We start from the raw sequence: 19,002 nt of genomic DNA on the forward strand, positions 1-19,002 counted from the left end.
GACCAAGGTCGGCACCCACCGTCATTTCCGCTCCAGCACCAGCAGCGGGTCGATGCGGGTGTCGAACCAGTTCATGCCCCAGTGCAGGTGCGGGCCAGTGGCGCGGCCGGTGGCACCGACGGCAGCGATGACCTGGCCCTGCTCGACGCGGTCACCGACCTTCACGTCGATGCGCGACAGGTGCAGGAAGTTGGAGCTGACGCCGAACCCATGATCGAGCAGCAGGGTGCCGCCGGTCAGGTATAGATCCGGGCCGGCAAAGGTGACGATACCGGCGGCCGGTGCTTTCACCGGCGTGCCAGTGGGCACCGCGATGTCCATGCCGGAATGACCGGCACCGGGCTGGCCGTTGTACACGCGCGCATTGCCGAAGCGCCCGCTGATGCGGCCCTGCACCGGCCAGATGAAGGTCTGGGTGAAGTCGGTACGGTCGTCATCGCGGGCGCGCGCGGCGGTGACCTGCGCCTGTTCGCGCTTGATCCGTTCGGCGATCGCCGGCGGCGGATTGACCGTCTTCGGCGGCACGCCATTGACCCGTTCGGTCGGCCAGTCACGCGGCGTCACCGCGATGGCCACGGTTTCGCTGCCGCCGTCGGGACGTTGCACCTGCACGCGCAGCGGGCCTTTTTCATCGCGACCGATGCCGAACACCACGCTGCCGTAGCCACTCACCCGCAGCTGGCGGCCGGCGTACTGCACGCGGCTGCCGGCGGGAACCTTGCCGATCACCAGCGCGCCCTGCGACGCGCTGGCCGGGAACACCACGCGGCTGTCGATCAGGCTGCCGATACCATCCTGCGCCTGCACCGGAAATGCCGAAAACAAGGGGGCCGCCAGCAGCAGCGCCCCGGTCAGGAGAGCCGCGCGCATCAGCGGTCGTAGGTCATGCGCTGGCCGGCCGGTTCGCCTACCAGGCTGCTGCCGTCCCATACCAACTGGCCGTTGACCCAGGTCGAGGCCACGCGCGAACGGAAGGTGGTGCCTTCGAACGGCGACCAGCCACACTTGGACAGCACGTCCTCGCGCTTGACGGTGAACGGCACGTCTTCCACCAGCACCAGGTCGGCGAAGTAGCCTTCGCGCAGGAAGCCGCGCTCCTCGACGTCGAACAGCTGTGCCGGCGCATGCGCGAACTTCTGCACCACCTGCTCGCGGGTCAGCTTGCCCTCGTGCACGCGCTCCAGCGCGGCCACCAGCGCGTACTGCACCAGCGGCAGGCCCGACGGCGCCTGCGCGTAGGGCTTCTGCTTCTCTTCCCAGGTGTGCGGCGCATGGTCGGTGGCCAGCACGTCCAGCACGTCGTCGGCCAGCGCAGCGGTGATCGCCTCGCGGTCAGACACCTCCTTGATCGCCGGGTTGCACTTGATCAGGTTGCCCTTGGTCGCGTAATCCGGGCGGGCAAAGTGCAGGAAGTGCACGCAGGTTTCAGCGGTGATCTGCTTGCGGCTGCCGTCGGCGCGGATCAGCGGGCCCTTCTCGAACAGCGCCAGCTCATCGGCGGTGGAGATATGCAGCACGTGCAGTCGGGTGCCGTGCTTGCGTGCCAACGACATCGCCAGGCGGGTCGACTTGATGCAGGCTTCGCGCGAACGGATGTCCGGGTGCATGTCCGGGGTCAGCGCGTCGCCGTATTTCTCCTGGAAGGCTTTCAGGTTGGCATCGATCATCGGCGTGTCTTCGCAGTGCGTGATGATCGGGGTCGGGCATTCGCGGAAGATCGCGTCCAGCGTTTCAGGGTTGTCCACCAGCATGTTGCCGGTGGACGCACCCATGAACACCTTCACGCCCGGCGCCTTCTTCGGGTCCAGCGCGCGGATCGCTTCCAGGTTGTCGTTGCTGGCGCCGTGGTAGAAGCCGTAGTTGGCCCAGGCGCGGCCGCGTGCGAGTTCGTACTTGGCTTCGAGGATGGTCGAATCCAGCGTCGGCGGATTGGTGTTGGGCATGTCCATGAAGCTGGTCAGGCCACCGGCCACGGCCGCCGCCGATTCGCTGGCGATGTCACCCTTGTGGGTCAGGCCCGGTTCGCGGAAGTGCACCTGGTCGTCGATCATGCCGGGCAGCAGCCAGCGTCCGGCAGCGTCCACCACCTGCTCGCCGTCGCGCGGCGCCAGCCCGCTGCCGATCTGCGCGATACGGCCGTTCTCGATGCGCAGGTCGCCATCGAAGGTGCGGCCTTCGTTGACCATCCGGGCGTTGGTGATGAGGGTGGAGGACATGTCAGTGTTTTCCTGTGCAACGGCAAGAGGGGGCGTGGGTGGATTCGGGCACTGGATCGAAGCCGCCGGGGTGGAACGGATGGCAGCGGCCCAGCCGGCGCGCCGCCAGCCAGCTGCCGCGCAGCGGGCCGTGCCGGGAGATGGCATCCATCGCGTATTCAGAACAGCTCGGCACGAAACGGCAGCGCGGCCCCAGCAGGGGGCTGATGAAGCGCTTGTAGAAGCGCAGCAGGGCGATGAGCAGGCGCGAGATCACCCAGTCATCTTATGCCAGTTGGCATGAAGGCCGCATTTGTGCAGGATGGGCCGTTGGTCGCATGTCGCCGATGGCCTGCGACCGGTACCAGCACCCTCGGGTGCTGGCCAGGTTCCGTACCGCGCAAGGCGGTCCGTGTTCGTCGGACTGCCGCTTGGGTGCCCTGACTCCAGGACTGAATGGAGCAGGCCGCCAAGGTTGCTGCTGCGGGTCGGGTAGGCTATAAAGGCCCGCTTTCCCGGGCCCCGGGGAATCCAAGGAAGAGCGTTTCGTGGCTGCTAAAAAAACTGCAAAGAAGGCCGCAACGGCCGCCAAGAAAACCGCCAAGCCTGTTGTGAAGAAGTTGGCGGCAAAGCCCGTTGCCAGGAAACCGGCCAGCAAGCCGGCGACCAAGGCGGCGTCCTCGCAACCGGCGGCCAGGAAGGCCACCGCAACGAAAACGCCGGCCAAGGCAACCAAGCCGGTGGCGAAGAAGGCCGCCGCGCCCGCCAAGGCCAAGCCGGCCGCTGCCAGCAAGAAGGCGCCGGTGGTGAAGAAGGCCGTCAGCAAGGCCGCGCCGGTGAAGAAGGCCGCCACCAAGCCGGTGGCAAAGAAGGCCGCAGCCAAGCCGGCGCCGAAGGCGGTGGTGAAGAAGGTTGCAGCCCCGCCGGTTGCCAAGCCGGTGGCGAAGAAGGTTGCCGCGGCCAAACCAGCCGCCAAGCCTGCCGCTGTAAAGAAAGTCACCAAGAATGTCGCCGCGCCGGCCACCAGGCCGGCGCCGGCTCCCGTAGTGAAGTCCGCACCGAAGCCAGCTGCCAAGCCGGCTCCGGCCAAGCCTGTCCCGGCCAAGACCGTGGCAGTGGCAGCAGCCCAACCGGCCACCAAGCCGGCGCCGGCCGCCGCTCCTGCTGCATCGAAGGCCCCGCAATCCAAGAATCCCGTGCCCGTTTCGAAATCGCCTGCCAAAACCGCCGTGAAATCCGATTCCGCCCCGAAGACCGTGTCGCGCCCTGTCGGCAAGGTCGCCGTCGCTGTCGCCGCCCGTTCGGCGGCACCGGCCCCGCGCAGCAAGTACAAGGTGGTCGAATACAAGACCGACGAAGCCACCGGCCGCCCGATCCTGCCGGCCGGCTACAAGCCGTCCTCGGAAGAGGAATACATGAGCTCGCTGCAGCAGGAGTATTTCCGCCAGCGCCTGCAGAACTGGCGTGCGGACCTGGTGGAAGAGTCCAAGCAGACCATCGAGAACCTGCGTGAGGAAGTGCGTGACATCGGCGACGAAGCCGAGCGCGCGACCCGCGAAACCGAGAACTCGCTGGAACTGCGTACCCGCGACCGCTACCGCAAGCTGATCGGCAAGATCGACAGCACGCTCAAGCGCCTGGAAGCCGGTGACTATGGCTACTGCGTGGACACGGGTGAAGAAATCGGCCTGGAGCGCCTGGAAGCGCGCCTGACCGCCGAGCGCACCATCGACGCCCAGGAGCGTTGGGAGCACCTGCAGAAGCAGCAGGGCGACTGATTCCTGATCGTTGTCTGGTCATACGAAAAACCCGGCTTCGGCCGGGTTTTTTATTGGGTGGTCGCTGGCACGAGGCCGTGGTTGGCACGGCCGGCTGTGGCCGTTGACTCGGGTCCGGCTCGCGGATGGCGGCGCGTTTCTTTGGTTACTTTCTTTGCGCGCGCAAAGAAAGTGACAAGCCCATTCATCGAGAGAGAGTGACGGGGCCAGTCAAATGCCCGGCACCGCCGAACCCGCTCGCTGCAGGATCACTGCAGGTCGCGAAGATTCAATTTCCGCAGCGTCGGGTTCTTCCATGCGGTGATCCCGGCCACGCTCAGCACCGCGAACCCGCCCAGCACCACTGCGGGTACCAGGCCGAGCAGCTTCGCCATCGTGCCGGCATAGAACGCGCCCAGTTCGTTCGACGAACTGATGAAGATACCGTTGATCGACGACACCCGTCCGCGCATTTCTTCCGGCGTGGCCAGCTGCAGGATGGTCGAGCGGATCACCACTGACACGCCGTCGAATGCCCCGTAGAACAGCAGGATCAGCGCCGACAGCCAGAAGTGCTGCGACAGTCCGAAGCTGATCACGCACAGGCCGAAACCGGCCACCGCGAACAGCAGTACGCGGCCGGCATTGCGGTGCAGCGGGTGGCGGGCCAGCCACAGGCCCACGCATACCGAGCCCAGCGCCGGCATCGCGCGCAGGATGCCCAGGCCTTCCGGGCCATGGTGCAGGATCTCGTGCAGGAACGCCGGCAGCATCGCCACCACACCACCCAGCAGCACCGAGAACATGTCCAGCGCCATCGCGCCGACCATGATCCGGTTGCCGACCACGAAGCGTGCGCCTTCGGCGATGCTCTTGAAGATCGGGGCGGCCGGACCGGTATGCACCGGCTCTTCCACCTTCAGCGTGGCCAAACAGCCCATCGCCACCAGCGCGAAGGCGGTGGCCACCGCATAGGACAGGCTCTTGCCACCAAAGCCGACCATCACGCCACCCAATGCCGGGCCGGCGATCATGCCGGCCTGGAACACCACGGCGCCAAGTCCGGCTCCACGGGCGAACTGATCACGGGCCAGCACACGGGCGAACAGGGCGTTGTAGATCGGCGACAGGAAGGCGCGGACCATGCCGGTCAGCGCGATGGCCGCATAGATCGGCCACACGCCGTCAATCGGCAGCCAGCCCTTGGCCACGCTGGTCAGCACCAGCGCGGTGGCGACCAGGCCGGAACAGGCGACCATGCCCAGCCGGCGGCGCGGCAGGTGGTCCACCAGGTAGCCGGCGAACGGGGCCACGCAGAAGAACGGCAGCACCTCGGCCAGGCCGATCAGGCCCAGCGAGAATGGATTGCGGGTGACTTCATAGATATGCCAGCCGACGGTGACCGCGACCACCTGGTAGGACAGCATCGCGAAGATGCGGTAGGCCAGCAGCCTGGCGAAACCAGGCCGGGACAGCAGGCCCAGCGCGGTATCTTCGGCTGTGGCAGGTTCGCTCACGAAGGGTCGCGCTGCAGCTGGGCCTGCGCGGTCTCGCGGATGAAGGCCAGCATCGCTGCCACGCCGTTGCTGCGGGTGGGCGAAAGGTGGCGGGCCAGGCCGATGTCCTGGATGTAGCTCGGTTCGGTATCCAGGATCTCCTGTGCCGAACGCCCGGAGTACACGCGCAGGGCCAGGAAGATCAGACCGGAGACGATGGCCGAATCACTGATGGCGTGGAAACGCAGCGACTGCGCATTGCCTTCCGGCACGATCCAGACCATCGACTGGCAGCCGAGCAGGCGATGCTCTTCGGTCTTCCATTCTTCCGGGAAGGCCGGCAGCTTGCGGCCGAGGTCGATCAGGTACTGGTAGCGCTCGGACCAGTCGCCGAAGAAGCCGAATTCCTCGGCGATGGCGGTCTGGGCCTCGGCGGCGGTGGGTTCAAGCGGGAACGGGGAGTCGGTCACAACAGTCTCTACGGTGGGGGCGTGGCCGGCGTACCGGCCACGGGGCAGGGCGGATCAGCTGCGCTTGCGCGACCAGCGGACGCCCTGCGGGGTGTCTTCCAGCACGATGCCTTCAGCGGCCAGCTGGTCGCGGATGGCGTCGGAACGGGCGAAGTCGCGTGCCTTCTTGGCGGCGGCACGTTCGTCGATCAGGCCCTGGATGCGGGCATCGTCGCCGTCATCGCTGGCGGCGGTGCCGAACCACTGTGCGGGATCGGCCTGCAGCAGGCCCAGCGCCAGGCCAGCGCCAAGCAGTTCGCTCTTCAGGCGCGCCTGTTCGGCCGGATCGGTGGCACGCCGTGCATCGGCCGCGATGCGGGCCACCTCGGCCAGCGCCTGCGGAGTGTTCAGGTCGTCGTCCAGGGTGGCCTCGACGCTGGCCGGAATCACCGCGGTGGCTTCGATCGACGCCAGTTCGCGCAGAGTGCCGTACAGGCGGTCCAGGGTGCGCACCGACTGTTCGATGAGGCCATCGGACCAGTCCAGCGGCTGCCGGTAGTGGGCCGACAGCAGCGCCAGGCGCAGGGCTTCCGGCGGATGCTGGCGCACCAGGTCGTGCACGCGTTCGATGTTGCCCAACGACTTGCTCATCTTGGCGCCGCCGAAGTTGAGCATGCCGTTGTGCAGCCAGAACCGGGCGAAGATCTTGCCGCCGTGGGCGCATTCGCTCTGCGCGATCTCGTTCTCGTGGTGCGGGAACTGCAGGTCGACGCCGCCGGCGTGGATGTCGATGGTCTCGCCCAGATGGGCGGCGGCCATCGCCGAGCATTCGATGTGCCAGCCCGGGCGGCCAAGGCTCCACGGCGACTCCCAGCCGGGCAGGTCGGCGGTGGATGGCTTCCACAGCACGAAATCGCCGGGGTCACGCTTGTACGGGGCGACGTCGACGCGGGCGCCGGCCAGCATCTCTTCCGGATCGCGGCGCGAGAGCTTGCCGTAGCCGTCGAAGCTGGCGACCGCAAACAGCACGTGGCCTTCGGCGGCATAGGCGTGGCCGTTGGCGATCAGCTGCTCGATCATGGTGATGATCTGTGGCATGTGCGCGGTCACTTCCGGCTCGATGTCCGGCGGCACCACGCCCAGCGCGGCCATGTCTTCACGGTAGGCAGCGGCGAAGCGGTCGGTGATGGTGCTTATCGGCACCCCCTGCTCGCGCGCGGCGGTGTTGATCTTGTCGTCCACGTCGGTGATGTTGCGGGCGTAGCGCAGTGCACCGAAGCGGCGCCGCAGCAGGTCGGCCAGCACCCCGAACACCACCGGGCCACGGGCATTGCCGATGTGCACGTAGTTGTAGACCGTCGGGCCGCACACATACAGGGTCGGACAGGCCGGGTCGAGCGGAGTGAACGGTTCGAGCTGGCGAGTCAGGTTGTTGTGCAGGCGCAGGGTCATGGGGCTGTGGCTGGGGGACAAGCCTGTGATTTTAGAACGTGTCGGCCCCCTTTGGGGGCGCTGGTTGCCACCGGTGGACGCCACGCCCTGCCAGGGTGGGGTGGGCAGGAGCGGCGCGGACGGGTAATGTTCAGCCCCTTGCGCTCGCCACTGCCTACACTATTGCCGTGTCCTTGCTCCCGTCGCCAATGAAATCCACCGCGCTGCTGACCCTGGCTTGCCTGTCGGCACTGCCCGCCGTGGTCCTGGCGCAGGAGGCCGAGCCGCGCAACCGGGTGGTGATCGTGGAGAACGTGAAGTTCGACTACGCCCAGGTGCTGAACGTCGAGCCGGTGTTCCAGACCCTGCGCGCGACACGCACCGAGGAGCACTGCGAGCCGATCTCGACCCGCACCCTGGCCCCGGTCAATGTCACCGGGGAAGAGCCGGTCGAGGACAAGGGCCGGATCGGCCGCTTCTGGGACTCGGTGCGCTCGATGTTCAAGCGCAGTGATGAAGAGGTCTCCGAGGAGACCGCCGCCGAGACGCCGGCGCCGGCGCCGGCCAGCAGTGGCCCGATGCTGACCCGCGACTGTCGCATCGTGCCGGTCGGGCGTGAATTCCGCCGGCCCATCGCCTATGACGTGGATTACGTCTACAAGGGCACCAAGTACCGCTCGCGGCTGCCGGAAGACCCCGGCAACCGGCTGAAGATCCGGGTCTCGATCACCCCCTGGGTCGGCCCCGAGCAGGGCACCGCCAGCAATCCCTGATTCTGCGCCCCCGGCCCCTTGCGCCGGCCCCGGCCGCATGCAAAGATGGTTGGCCATGAAGCTCACCGACTTCCAGCACGACAGCAGCGCCGCCCGCCAGGCCACTGGCATGACGTCGCGTGCCCGTCGACCGGAACCCCACATTCTCGCTGGGTAATCCGGAGCTTTCTGCTGTTCGTCCGAAAAAAACCCAGCCACCCGGCTGGGTTTTTTCGTTTCCGGGTCATGAACGCTTCAATTGAAACTTTTCCGTACCACCTTGGTTCCTGCTTTTCCCTTCCACCGCGTCGAACCCGGCGCTGCCACGCAAGGAAAGATGATGTCCCCCAAGCACTTCCTGAACACCCAGGACTGGAGCCGCAGCGATCTTGATGCGCTGCTGACCCAGGCCGCGCTGTTCAAGCGCAACAAGCTCGGCGACCAGCTCAAGGGCAAGTCGATCGCGCTGGTGTTCTTCAATCCGTCCATGCGCACCCGCACCAGCTTCGAGCTGGGCGCGTTCCAGCTGGGGGCCCACGCGGTGGTGCTGCAGCCGGGCAAGGATGCATGGCCGATCGAGTTCAACCTCGGTACGGTGATGGACGGCGATACCGAAGAGCACATCGCTGAAGTGGCCAAGGTGCTGGGGCGTTACTGCGACATCATCGCCGTGCGTGCGTTCCCGAAATTCCAGGACTGGGCGTACGACCGCCAGGACATCGTCCTCAACAGTTTCGCCAAGTACTCGCCGGTGCCGGTCATCAACATGGAGACCATCACCCACCCGTGCCAGGAACTGGCGCACGTGATGGCCCTGCAGGAGCACTTCGGCACCCAGGATCTGCGCGGCAAGAAGTACGTGCTGACCTGGACCTACCACCCCAAGCCGCTGAACACCGCTGTGGCCAACTCCGCACTGACCATCGCCACCCGCATGGGCATGGACGTGACCCTGCTGTGTCCGACCGCCGACTACATCCTCGACGACCGCTACATGGGCTGGGCCGAGCAGAACGTGGCCGAGAGCGGCGGTTCGCTGAAGATCAGCCATGACATCGACAGCGCCTATGCCGGCGCCGACGTGGTCTACGCCAAGAGCTGGGGCGCGCTGCCGTTCTTCGGCAACTGGGAACCGGAAAAGCCGATCCGCGACCAGTTCAAGCACTTCATCGTCGACGAGCGGAAGATGGCACTGACCAACAACGGTGTGTTCAGCCACTGCCTGCCGCTGCGCCGCAACGTTAAGGCCACAGACGGCGTGATGGATTCGCCGCAGTGCATCGCCATCAACGAAGCCGAAAACCGCCTGCACGTGCAGAAGGCGATCATGGCGGCGGTTGCCGGGCGCTAAGAAGCATCCGTCGAGCATGGCTCGACTCTACATAGACGAAGTCGAGCATGGCTCGACGACACAGACGAACAGGACCTACCCCATGAGCAACAAAGACGTCGTCCTCGCCTTCTCCGGCGGCCTCGATACCAGCTTCTGCGTGCCGTACCTGCAGGAGCGCGGCTACAACGTGCACACCGTGTTCGCCGATACCGGCGGCGTGGATGATGAAGAGCGCGATTTCATCGAAAAGCGCGCGGCCGAGCTGGGCGTGACCAGCCACGTCACCGTCAACGGTGGCCCTGCGATCTGGGAAGGCTTCGTCAAGCCGTTCGTGTGGGCTGGCGAAGGCTACCAGGGCCAGTACCCGCTGCTGGTGTCGGACCGCTACCTGATCGTCGATGCCGCACTGAAGCGTGCTGCCGAGCTGGGCACCAACATCATCGCCCACGGCTGCACCGGCATGGGCAATGACCAGGTCCGCTTCGACCTGGCGGTGAAGGCGCTGGGCGACTACCAGATCATCGCGCCGATCCGCGAGATCCAGAAGGAGCACACCCAGACCCGCGCCTACGAGCAGAAGTACCTGGAAGAGCGTGGCTTCGGCGTGCGCGCCAAGCAGCAGGCCTACACCATCAACGAGAACCTGCTGGGCCTGACCATGTCCGGCGGCGAGATCGACCGCTGGGAAGCCCCGGGCGAGGGCGCACGTGGCTGGTGCGCGCCGCGCAGCGAGTGGCCGGAGCAGGCGCTGACCGTCACCCTGAAGTTTGTCGAGGGCGAAGCCGTCGAGCTGAACGGCAACGCGCTGCCGGGCGATCAGATCCTGGCCCAGCTCAATAAGCTGTTTGCCCCGTATGGTGTTGGCCGTGGCGTGTACACCGGCGACACCGTGATCGGCCTGAAGGGTCGCATCGTGTTCGAGGCACCGGGCCTGGTCTCGCTGCTGGCCGCACACCGCGCGCTGGAAGACGCCGTGCTGACCAAGCAGCAGAACCGCTTCAAGCCGGACGTGGCGCGCAAGTGGGTGGAGCTGGTGTACGAAGGTTTCTACCACGATCCGCTGAAGACCGACATCGAAGCCTTCCTGAAGTCCTCGCAGGCCAAGGTCAACGGTGAAGTGGTGCTGGAAACCCGCGGTGGCCGCGTCGACGCGGTGGCGGTGAAGTCGCCGCACCTGCTCAACACCAAGGGCGCCACCTACGCGCAGTCGGCCGACTGGGGCGTGGAGGAGGCCGAAGGCTTCATCAAGCTGTTCGGCATGAGCTCGACGCTTTACGCGCAAGTCAATCGCTGAGCGATTGAATTGCGCGCGCGTCTCCCGCGCATTCCACCTAATCCCCGCCCCGTTGGCGCGCCCCCTTGAACATCAAGGGGGCTCTCCTCCAGCCGGTACACGTTGTACTGAAGGATCTTTGATTCATGCTTGAACAGACGATCTCGCATCTGCAGGCGCTGGTGTCCTTCGACACCCGCAACCCGCCGCGTGCGATCACCACCGGTGGCATCTTCGATTACCTGCGCGCGAACCTGCCCGGGTTCACTGTGGAGGTGATCGACCACGGCGCCGGTGCGGTCAGCCTGTACGCCGTGCGCGGCACGCCGAAGTACCTGTTCAACGTGCACCTGGACACCGTGCCGGACTCACCGCACTGGAGTGCCGACCCACATGTGATGCGCCGCCTGGATGACCGCGTGGTCGGCCTTGGCGTGTGCGACATCAAGGGCGCCGCCGCTGCACTGGTCGCGGCCGCCAATGCCAGCGACGGTGATGCCGCCTTCCTGTTCTCCAGTGACGAGGAAGCCAACGACCCGCGCTGCATCGCCGCGTTCCTGGCCCGTGGCCTGCCGTATGAAGCGGTGCTGGTGGCCGAGCCGACCATGAGCGAAGCGGTGCTGGCGCACCGTGGCATCAGTTCGGTACTGATGCAGTTCGCCGGCCGCGCCGGTCACGCCTCGGGCAAGCAGGATGCCGCCGCCAGCGCGCTGCACCAGGCCATGCGCTGGGGCAACCGCGCGCTGGACCATGTGCAATCGCTGGCCTCGGCGCGCTTCGGCGGACTGACCGGCCTGCGCTTCAACATCGGTCGCGTCGAAGGCGGCATCAAGGCCAACATGATCGCGCCGGCTGCGGAAGTGCGTTTCGGCTTGCGTCCACTGCCGTCGATGGACATCGATGCGCTGTTGGCCACCTTCGCCGGCTTCGCCGAACCGGATGCGGCACTGTTCACCGAGACCTTCCGTGGCCCCAGCCTGCCGGCCGGTGACATCGCCGAAGCCGAGAACCGCCGCCTGCTGGCGCGCGACGTGGCCGATGCGCTGGACCTGCCGATCGGCAACGCAGTGGACTTCTGGACAGAAGCCTCGCTGTTCTCGGCGGGGGGGTACACCACGCTGGTGTTCGGGCCGGGCGACATCGCCCAGGCCCACACCGCCGATGAGTTCGTGACGCTGGACCAGCTGCAGCGCTACACCGACGCCGTGCACCGCATCATCGCCGCTGGCGCCTGATCGACCCCACAACGCCGCCCGGCCCTGGCCTGGCGGAACTGCAACGCGGCGACCGCCGCCTGTGACGAAACCGAAATGTCTCCTGCCCTCCAGCCTCACCGCCAGACCCGCCAGACCATCGTGCGCCTGCTTTCCAGCATGGCCAGCGCGAAGGAGATCAGCCAGTACCTCAAGCGCTTTTCGCAGCTGGATGCCAAGCGCTTCGCCGTGGTCAAGGTCGGCGGCGCGGTACTGCGTGATGACCTCGACGCGCTGACCTCCTCGCTGTCGTTCCTGCAGGAAGTCGGCCTGACCCCGATCGTGCTGCACGGCGCCGGCCCGCAGCTGGATGCCGAGCTGTCGGCCGCCGGCATCGAGAAGCAGACCGTCAATGGCCTGCGGGTGACCTCGCCGGAAGCGCTGGCGATCGTGCGCCGGGTGTTCCAGCAGTCCAACCTGCGCCTCGTCGAAGCGCTGCAGCAGAACGGCGCGCGTGCCACGTCGATCACCGGTGGCGTGTTCGAAGCCGAGTACCTGGACCTGGACACCTACGGGCTGGTCGGCGAAGTGAAGAAGGTCAACCTGGCGCCGATCGAAGCCAGTCTGCGGGCGGGGTCGATCCCGGTCATCACCAGCCTGGGCGAGACCGCTGGCGGCCAGATCCTCAACGTCAACGCCGACTTCGCCGCCAACGAACTGGTGCAGGAACTGCAGCCCTACAAGATCATTTTCCTGACCGGTACCGGCGGTCTGCTGGACGAGGCGGGCAATGTGATCGATTCGATCAACCTGTCCACCGAGTACGACCATCTGATCGCGCAGCCGTGGATCCACGGTGGCATGAAGGTGAAGATCGAACAGATCAAGGATCTGCTGGACCGCCTGCCGCTGGAATCGTCTGTGTCGATCACCCGGCCGGCCGACCTGGCCAAGGAACTGTTCACCCACAAGGGGTCTGGCACGCTGGTGCGCAAGGGCGAGAAGGTGCTGCGCGCCACCGCCTGGGACGAACTGGACCTGCCGCGCCTGAAGGGCCTGATCGAATCCAGCTTCGGCCGCACCCTGGTGCCCGGCTATTTCGAGAAGACCAAGCTGCTGCGCGCCTACGTCAGCGAGAACTACCGCACGGCGGTGATCCTCACCGATGAGGCCGAGGGTGTGTACCTGGACAAGTTCGCCGTGCTTGACGACGCGCAGGGCGAAGGCCTGGGCCGCGCGGTCTGGAACGTGATGCGCGAGGAAACCCCGCAGCTGTTCTGGCGTTCGCGCAATGGCAATCCGATCAACCATTTCTACTACGCCGAGTCCGATGGCTGCTACAAACAGGGTCATTGGAAGGTGTTCTGGTATGGCGCCGACGGTATCGACCGCATCAGGACCTATGTCGATCACTGCGCGCAGCGCGCCCCGAGCCTGCAGGGCTGAGCGATGAGCATCCCCGACGTCTGGAACACGGTTCCCACCCTGCGTGGCCAGCACGTGACGTTGCAGCCGCTGCAGCGTGACCATGTGCCTGGCCTGCGTGCCGCGCTGGAAGGCAGTGGCCTGGACCAGCTCTGGTACACCCAGGTGCCGTCGCCGGAGCGGGCCGAGGCCTATGTGCAGGCCGCGTTGCAGGCGCAGGCCGAAGGCAAGGTGCTGCCGTTCGTGATCCGCGATGCGGGCGGTGACATCATCGGCAGCACGCGCTTCTACGGCCTGGAAGCAGACGTCCCGAAACTCAGCCTCGGCTATACCTGGTACACGCCGCGCGTGCAGCGCACCGGCGCCAATACCGAAGCCAAGCTGTTGCTGCTGCAGCACGCTTTCGAAACGCTGGGCTGTATCAGCGTGGTGCTGGAAACCAGCTGGTTCAACTTCATTTCGCGCACCGCCATCGCCCGCCTGGGTGCCAAGCAGGACGGCGTGCTGCGCAACCACAAGCGGCATGCCGATGGCACCCCGCGCGATACCGTCATCTTCTCCATCATCGACGCGGAATGGCAGGGCGTGAAGCGCCACCTGCAGTACCGCCTGGACAGCCACGCATGAACGATTCTACTTTCACTCTGGGCATCGTCGGTGCCCGCGGCCATACCGGCGCCGAACTGATCAAGCTGGTGGCTGCGCACCCGCGGCTGCAGCTGGCCTTCGTGTCCTCGCGCGAGCGTGCCGGGCAGCGCCTGTCCGACCACCATCCCGAGTTCCAGGGTGACCTGCAGTACGAGAACCTGGACGCCGATGCGGTGGCTGCCAAGGGGGTGGACGCCGTGATCCTGGCGCTGCCCAATGGTCTGGCCGCATCCTTCGTGGCCGCGCTTGAAGCAGCGAAGCCGGACACCGTCATCGTCGATCTGTCGGCCGACTACCGCTTCGACAACAGCTGGTACTACGGCCTGCCGGAGCTGACCCGCGGCCGTTACAACGGCCAGAAGCACATCAGCAACCCGGGCTGCTATGCCACCGCGATGCAGCTGGCGGTGCATCCGCTGCTGGACCTGCTGGCCGGCCCGCCGCAGTGCTTCGGTGTGTCCGGTTACTCCGGTGCCGGTACCACGCCGTCGGACAAGAACAACGTCGAGCTGCTGGCCGACAACCTGATGCCATACGCGCTGACCAACCATGTGCATGAGCGCGAGGTGTCGGTACAGCTGGGTGTGGCCGTGGAGTTCATGCCGCATGTCGCGCCCCATTTCCGTGGCATCACGCTCACCGCCAATCTGTGGCTGAACCGCGCGCAGACACGCGAGCAGATCGTCGAGCGCTTCCAGCAGGCCTATGCCGGCGAACCACTGATCGAGGTGGTGGATGAAGCGCCGTGGGTCAGCCGCATCGCCGGTCGCCACGGCGCCCAGGTCGGTGGCTTCACCCTGGCCCCGGGCGGCAAGCGGGTGGTGGTGGTGGCGACCCTGGACAACCTGCTGAAGGGTGCGGCCACCCAGGCCATGCAGAACCTCAACCTCGCGCTGGGCATCGACGAACTGACGTCGATCCCGCACTGAACACGCATACCGGAGCCCCCATGGCAGACCTTCTTTGGCAGAAGCCCGGCGTCGCTGTCGACGCCCAGATCCAGACCTTCCTCGCCGGCGACGACGTGATTCTCGACCGCGAGTTCTTCCTGCATGACATCGCCGCCAGCGCCGCGCATGCGCAGGGCCTGCAGCACATCGGCATCCTCAGCGCCGATGAACTGGCCGGCCTGCTGCGCGAACTGGAGATCCTGGCGCAGGACTTCCGCGAAGGCCGCTTCGTGCTGGATACGCAGTACGAGGATGGTCACTCGGCCATTGAGGCGCGGCTGACCGACCGCCTGGGCGATGCCGGCCGCAAGATCCACACCGGCCGCAGCCGCAACGACCAGATCCTGGTCGCTACCCGCCTGTGGCTGAAGGAGAAGCTGCAGCGCCTGGCGCAGCTCAGCACCGAAGTGGCCAAGGTCGCGCTGGATCGTGCGCAGGCCGAGAAGGATCTGCCGATTCCCGGCTATACCCACATCCAGCGCGCCGTCGTGTCCTCGGCGGGCATGTGGTGGGCAGGTTGGGCCGAAGCCTTCATCGACAACGCGGTCCGTGCCCGCCACACGCATGCGCTGGTTGATGCCAATCCGCTCGGCACCGCTGCCGGCTATGGCGTGAACCTGCCGCTGGACCGCGAGCACACCACCGCTGCACTCGGCTTCGCGCGCATGCAGATCTCGCCGATCTACGCGCAGCTGTCGCGCGGCAAGTTCGAACTGGCTGCGCTGGAAGCGCTTGGCGGTGCGACGCTGGATCTGCGCCGCATCGCCTGGGACCTGTCGCTGTTCACCAGCGCCGAGTTCGGCTTCGTTGCCTTGCCGGCGCAGTACACCACCGGCAGCTCGATCATGCCCAACAAGCGCAACCCGGATGTGATCGAGTTGATGCGCGCCACCCACGCCAGCGTCGCTGCGGCGCGCACCGAGATCGAACAGCTGCTGTCGCTGCCGTCGGGCTACCACCGTGACCTGCAGTCGTCGAAGGGCGCCATCTTCCATGGTTTTGGCCGCGGCCTGGCCGCGCTGGAACTGCTGCCGGCCCTGCTGGCCAATCTGGAATGGCGCGACGACAAACTGCGCGCAGCGATCGACTCGGGCATGTACGCCACCGACGTTGCGGTGGAAGCGGCGGTCGCCGGCGTGCCGTTCCGCGAGGCGTACAAGGCGGCTGCGGCAGGCGCCGACAGCGCGGGGCAGGGGCGTACGCCGGAAGGCAGTCTGGCCGCGCGCGTGTCGCCGGGCTCGGCCGCCGACCTGCGCCTGGATGAACTTCGCGCGCGCTGGCAGGCGCTGGCCTGATGGCCGGTACCGTCTACCTGGTGCTGGCGATGCGTCGGCCCGACTTCAACGCGGCGGCGGTGCAGCCGCACCGCGATTTCCTTGACGCGTTGCAGGCGCAGGGCAAGCTGGAGTTGACCGGTGGATTCGCTGACGGCAGCGGTGGCGCCTACGTGCTGTGCAACGTGGACGGCCTGGCACAGGCGCAGGCCATCGTCGCCACCGATCCGCTGGTGACGATGCAGGCCTCCGACCTGATCGTGCACGAATGGAATACCCGCTGAGGCCCTGAACGATGACCCTGCCTGCCCACCAGATCGCTTCGCCGTTCCCGGAACAGGGGCTGCCGCCGTGGCGGCGGGCAGTGCTGAAGGTCGGCAGCAGCCTGTTGGCGGCCGATGGTGGCGGCCTGTCACCGCGCCACGCGCTGGGCCTGGCCCAGTTCGTCTCGGCCAACGTACTGGCCGGGCGCGAAGTGGTGATTGTCTCGTCCGGTGCGGTGGCCGCTGGACGCGCGATCCTGCCCCGAGCCGATGAACCCGGCGCGGCGATGGCGGCGCGGCAGGCATTGGCGGCCCTTGGCCAGGCCCAGTTGATCGGCCTGTGGCAGCGCTTCTTCGAACGCCCGGTGGCGCAGGTGCTGTTGACACACGACGATCTGCGCAACCGACGCCGCTACCTCAACGCACGCGCCACGCTCAGCGAGCTGCTGCGGCTGGGGGCACTGCCGGTGGTCAACGAGAATGACACGGTGTCGGTGGACGAGCTCAAGCTCGGCGACAACGACAACCTGGCGGCCACGGTGGCGGCGCTGGTCGATGCCGATGCGCTGTTCATCGCCACCGACATCGACGGACTGTACAGCGCCGACCCGCGCACGGTGGCCGATGCACGGCCGCTGCACGACGTGTTGGAACTGAATGACGAGGTGCTGGCAATGGCCGGCGGTGCGGGCTCACGCGCCGGTACCGGTGGCATGCGCACCAAGCTGGAGGCGGCGGCCAAGGCCGGCCGCCTCGGTATCGAGACCTATCTGTTCAATGGCCGCAGTGGCGAGGTGGTGCGTGCACTGGCGCAGGACCGGTTGTTCGGTACCCGCATCCACGCCGCGCGCAGTCGCGAGGCCGCCCGCAAGCATTGGCTGCGGCATGCGCCGCTGGCCGAAGGCGCGATCGTGATCGATGCCGGTGCGGCGCAGGCGATGCGCGAGAAAGGTGCCTCGCTGCTGCCCGGTGGCATCACCGGTGCGGACGGCGCTTTCCGCCGTGGCGACATGGTGCAGGTGTGCTGGGACGCGCCGCAGGGCCGCGTCTGCGTCGCCCGCGGCGTCAGCCAGTACGCGGCCGATGACGTGCGCCGCATCGCCGGACGCCATTCGCGCGACATCCAGGCCGTGCTCGGCTACAACTACGGCGGCAGTGTCGTCCATCGCGACGATCTGGTGCTGCCTTGACCGGAATGAAGGACATCCCGATGAGCGACATCGAAGCGCAGGCCCGTGCCTGTCGTGACGCGGCCCAGGTGGTTGCCGGCCTGGACAGCGACGCCCGACGCGTGCTGCTGCTGGCCATGGCGCAATCACTGGAAGCGAACGCCGGGCTGATCCTGGCCGGCAACGCACGCGATCTTGCCGCCGCGCGCGAAAAGGGGGTGGGCAGCGCCATGCTCGATCGCCTGGCGCTGGACCCGGCACGCCTGTTCGCGATGGCCGAGGCCGTACGCGAGGTTGCTGCGTTGCCCGATCCGGTCGGCCAGGTGACCCGGGACGACGTGCGCCCGAACGGCATCCGTGTGCAGAAGGTGCGCGTGCCGCTGGGCGTGATCGCGATGATCTACGAAGCGCGCCCGAATGTGACCGCCGAAGCGGCGGCGCTGTGCCTGAAGGCCGGCAATGGCGTGATCCTGCGCGGTGGCTCCGAAGCGATCCACTCCAACACCGCCATCGCCCAGGCGCTGGCCGGCGCGTTGCAGGCCCATGGCGTGCCGCCGGCTGCGGTGACCGTGCTGACCGATCTGCGCCGCGAAGCGATGCTGGAACTGTTGCAGCTGCACGAACTGATCGACCTGGCGATTCCGCGCGGCGGCGAAGGGTTGATCCGTTTCGTTGCCGAGCATGCACGGGTGCCGGTGATCAAGCACTACAAGGGCGTCTGCCACCTGTTCGTGGACGCCAGCGCCGACCTTGGCAAGGCCATCGACCTGCTGGTGGACGGCAAGTGCAGTCGCCCGGCCGCCTGCAATTCGCTGGAGACGCTGCTGGTGCATCGTGAGGTGGCCGGGTCGTTGCTGCCACGCGTGGCGCAGTCGCTCGGCGAACGCGGTGTGCAGCTGCGCGCCGATACGGAGGCACAGGCGCTGCTGCCGGGAAGTACGCCGGCCACCGAAGACGACTACGCCGCCGAGTTCCTGGATCTGGTGCTGGCAGTGCGTGTGGTCGACGACCTTGATGCGGCCATCGCCCATATCCGCACCTATACCTCCGACCACACCGAGGTGATCGCCACCGAGGATGCCGCCAATGCCGAGCGCTTCGTCAACGCGCTGCGCTCGGCGGTGGTGATGGTCAATGCGTCCTCGCGCTTCTCCGACGGTGGCCAGCTCGGCCTCGGCAGCGAGATCGGTATTTCCACCACGCGCCTGCACGCTTACGGCCCGATGGGCCTGGAAGCGCTCACCGTCGAACGTTTCGTGGTGCGCGGCGAAGGGCAGATCCGCACCTGAGCGCAACGGCCGCCGGGCACGGCCCGGCGCTACCCCGCGCATGAGCCAGCAGATCCACGCCATGCGTGGATGCTCCACCCGGTGGGCTACGGTGCCGACCAAGGT

18 protein-coding genes are annotated in these 19,002 nt (G+C 66.9%); 12 read left to right on the plus strand and 6 right to left on the minus strand.

Annotation, left to right across the window (positions count from 1 at the left end):
* Positions 1–21: 21 nt before the first annotated feature.
* From ABH900_RS16840 to yidD, 3 genes are read right to left on the minus strand one after another with little or no spacing between them, the layout of a single operon-like run.
* A complete protein-coding gene (locus tag ABH900_RS16840; RefSeq protein WP_429624282.1) occupies positions 22–870 on the minus strand; it encodes a M23 family metallopeptidase in 849 nt (282 codons plus the stop codon).
* Positions 870–2,216: a dihydroorotase gene (locus tag ABH900_RS16845; protein WP_429624283.1), complete on the minus strand. Its 1,347-nt coding sequence runs from the start codon at positions 2,214–2,216 to the stop codon at positions 870–872. Before ABH900_RS16845 ends, ABH900_RS16840 begins: the two co-directional genes overlap by 1 nt.
* 1 nt (position 2,217) lies before the next feature.
* On the minus strand, positions 2,218–2,472 hold the full coding sequence (gene yidD, locus ABH900_RS16850; RefSeq protein WP_005417723.1) for a membrane protein insertion efficiency factor YidD: 255 nt from the start codon (positions 2,470–2,472) through the stop codon (positions 2,218–2,220).
* A 271-nt stretch (positions 2,473–2,743) separates the two neighbouring features.
* On the opposite strand from yidD, the gene dksA reads away from it, so the two are divergent.
* On the plus strand, positions 2,744–3,973 hold the full coding sequence (gene dksA, locus ABH900_RS16855; RefSeq protein ID WP_429624284.1) for an RNA polymerase-binding protein DksA: 1,230 nt from the start codon (positions 2,744–2,746) through the stop codon (positions 3,971–3,973).
* 248 nt (positions 3,974–4,221) lie between these two features.
* Here the strand turns inward: dksA and ABH900_RS16860 are convergent, their stop codons facing one another.
* From ABH900_RS16860 to cysS, 3 genes are read right to left on the minus strand one after another with little or no spacing between them, the layout of a single operon-like run.
* Positions 4,222–5,469 carry an MFS transporter gene (locus tag ABH900_RS16860; RefSeq protein WP_429624285.1) on the minus strand — a complete coding sequence of 416 codons (1,248 nt, stop codon included), beginning with the start codon at positions 5,467–5,469 and terminating at the stop codon, positions 4,222–4,224.
* The gene (locus ABH900_RS16865; RefSeq protein ID WP_049458275.1) at positions 5,466–5,918 is read right to left on the minus strand and encodes a SufE family protein; all 453 of its coding nucleotides are present in this window, start codon (positions 5,916–5,918) and stop codon (positions 5,466–5,468) included. The genes ABH900_RS16860 and ABH900_RS16865 overlap by 4 nt, the downstream gene beginning before the upstream one ends.
* A gap of 54 nt (positions 5,919–5,972) precedes the next feature.
* A complete protein-coding gene (cysS, locus tag ABH900_RS16870; protein ID WP_429624286.1) occupies positions 5,973–7,349 on the minus strand; it encodes a cysteine--tRNA ligase in 1,377 nt (458 codons plus the stop codon).
* Positions 7,350–7,537: 188 nt separating this feature from the next.
* Here cysS and ABH900_RS16875 point away from each other — a divergent pair, with 188 nt between their 5' ends.
* The 11 genes from ABH900_RS16875 to ABH900_RS16925 all read left to right on the plus strand — a co-directional run bounded on the left by ABH900_RS16875 (position 7,538) and on the right by ABH900_RS16925 (position 18,897).
* Complete coding sequence (locus ABH900_RS16875; RefSeq protein WP_429624287.1) at positions 7,538–8,101, plus strand: hypothetical protein; 564 nt, start codon at positions 7,538–7,540, stop codon at positions 8,099–8,101.
* A 319-nt stretch (positions 8,102–8,420) separates the two neighbouring features.
* Positions 8,421–9,431 carry an N-acetylornithine carbamoyltransferase gene (locus tag ABH900_RS16880; RefSeq protein WP_108769376.1) on the plus strand — a complete coding sequence of 337 codons (1,011 nt, stop codon included), beginning with the start codon at positions 8,421–8,423 and terminating at the stop codon, positions 9,429–9,431.
* 82 nt (positions 9,432–9,513) lie between these two features.
* Positions 9,514–10,707 carry an argininosuccinate synthase gene (locus ABH900_RS16885; protein WP_429624288.1) on the plus strand — a complete coding sequence of 398 codons (1,194 nt, stop codon included), beginning with the start codon at positions 9,514–9,516 and terminating at the stop codon, positions 10,705–10,707.
* Between the two features lie 125 nt (positions 10,708–10,832).
* A complete protein-coding gene (locus ABH900_RS16890) occupies positions 10,833–11,921 on the plus strand; it encodes an acetylornithine deacetylase (RefSeq protein WP_429624289.1) in 1,089 nt (362 codons plus the stop codon).
* Between the two features lie 75 nt (positions 11,922–11,996).
* Positions 11,997–13,325 (plus strand): acetylglutamate kinase, encoded by a 1,329-nt coding sequence (locus ABH900_RS16895; protein ID WP_429624290.1) that lies wholly within the window; start codon positions 11,997–11,999, stop codon positions 13,323–13,325.
* A gap of 3 nt (positions 13,326–13,328) precedes the next feature.
* A complete protein-coding gene (locus ABH900_RS16900; protein WP_429624291.1) occupies positions 13,329–13,931 on the plus strand; it encodes a GNAT family N-acetyltransferase in 603 nt (200 codons plus the stop codon).
* The gene (gene argC, locus ABH900_RS16905) at positions 13,928–14,881 is read left to right on the plus strand and encodes an N-acetyl-gamma-glutamyl-phosphate reductase (RefSeq protein WP_429624292.1); all 954 of its coding nucleotides are present in this window, start codon (positions 13,928–13,930) and stop codon (positions 14,879–14,881) included. Before ABH900_RS16900 ends, argC begins: the two co-directional genes overlap by 4 nt.
* A 20-nt stretch (positions 14,882–14,901) precedes the next feature.
* The gene (argH, locus tag ABH900_RS16910) at positions 14,902–16,197 is read left to right on the plus strand and encodes an argininosuccinate lyase (protein WP_429624293.1); all 1,296 of its coding nucleotides are present in this window, start codon (positions 14,902–14,904) and stop codon (positions 16,195–16,197) included.
* Positions 16,197–16,460 (plus strand): YciI family protein, encoded by a 264-nt coding sequence (locus ABH900_RS16915; RefSeq protein WP_429624294.1) that lies wholly within the window; start codon positions 16,197–16,199, stop codon positions 16,458–16,460. Before argH ends, ABH900_RS16915 begins: the two co-directional genes overlap by 1 nt.
* Before the next feature lie 11 nt (positions 16,461–16,471).
* Positions 16,472–17,629, plus strand: a complete 1,158-nt coding sequence (gene proB, locus ABH900_RS16920; protein ID WP_429624295.1) for a glutamate 5-kinase — start codon at positions 16,472–16,474, stop codon at positions 17,627–17,629.
* A gap of 20 nt (positions 17,630–17,649) precedes the next feature.
* Positions 17,650–18,897: a glutamate-5-semialdehyde dehydrogenase gene (locus ABH900_RS16925; protein ID WP_429624296.1), complete on the plus strand. Its 1,248-nt coding sequence runs from the start codon at positions 17,650–17,652 to the stop codon at positions 18,895–18,897.
* The last annotated feature ends 105 nt before the right edge of the window (positions 18,898–19,002 follow it).

It is taken from the genome of Stenotrophomonas sp. AN71, assembly GCF_050435725.1.
Classification (GTDB): Bacteria; Pseudomonadota; Gammaproteobacteria; order Xanthomonadales; family Xanthomonadaceae; genus Stenotrophomonas.

Excerpts from the sequence above, each read along its gene's own strand:
- ABH900_RS16840 (WP_429624282.1), bottom strand. The coding sequence starts at position 870 with ATGCGCGCGGCTCTCCTGACCGGGGCGCTGCTGCTGGCGGCCCCCTTG.
- ABH900_RS16845 (WP_429624283.1), bottom strand. The coding sequence starts at position 2,216 with ATGTCCTCCACCCTCATCACCAACGCCCGGATGGTCAACGAAGGCCGC.
- cysS (WP_429624286.1), bottom strand. The coding sequence starts at position 7,349 with ATGACCCTGCGCCTGCACAACAACCTGACTCGCCAGCTCGAACCGTTC.
- ABH900_RS16875 (WP_429624287.1), top strand. The coding sequence starts at position 7,538 with ATGAAATCCACCGCGCTGCTGACCCTGGCTTGCCTGTCGGCACTGCCC.
- ABH900_RS16880 (WP_108769376.1), top strand. The coding sequence starts at position 8,421 with ATGTCCCCCAAGCACTTCCTGAACACCCAGGACTGGAGCCGCAGCGAT.
- ABH900_RS16885 (WP_429624288.1), top strand. The coding sequence starts at position 9,514 with ATGAGCAACAAAGACGTCGTCCTCGCCTTCTCCGGCGGCCTCGATACC.
- ABH900_RS16890 (WP_429624289.1), top strand. The coding sequence starts at position 10,833 with ATGCTTGAACAGACGATCTCGCATCTGCAGGCGCTGGTGTCCTTCGAC.
- ABH900_RS16895 (WP_429624290.1), top strand. The coding sequence starts at position 11,997 with ATGTCTCCTGCCCTCCAGCCTCACCGCCAGACCCGCCAGACCATCGTG.
- ABH900_RS16900 (WP_429624291.1), top strand. The coding sequence starts at position 13,329 with ATGAGCATCCCCGACGTCTGGAACACGGTTCCCACCCTGCGTGGCCAG.
- argC (WP_429624292.1), top strand. The coding sequence starts at position 13,928 with ATGAACGATTCTACTTTCACTCTGGGCATCGTCGGTGCCCGCGGCCAT.
- argH (WP_429624293.1), top strand. The coding sequence starts at position 14,902 with ATGGCAGACCTTCTTTGGCAGAAGCCCGGCGTCGCTGTCGACGCCCAG.
- ABH900_RS16915 (WP_429624294.1), top strand. The coding sequence starts at position 16,197 with ATGGCCGGTACCGTCTACCTGGTGCTGGCGATGCGTCGGCCCGACTTC.
- proB (WP_429624295.1), top strand. The coding sequence starts at position 16,472 with ATGACCCTGCCTGCCCACCAGATCGCTTCGCCGTTCCCGGAACAGGGG.
- ABH900_RS16925 (WP_429624296.1), top strand. The coding sequence starts at position 17,650 with ATGAGCGACATCGAAGCGCAGGCCCGTGCCTGTCGTGACGCGGCCCAG.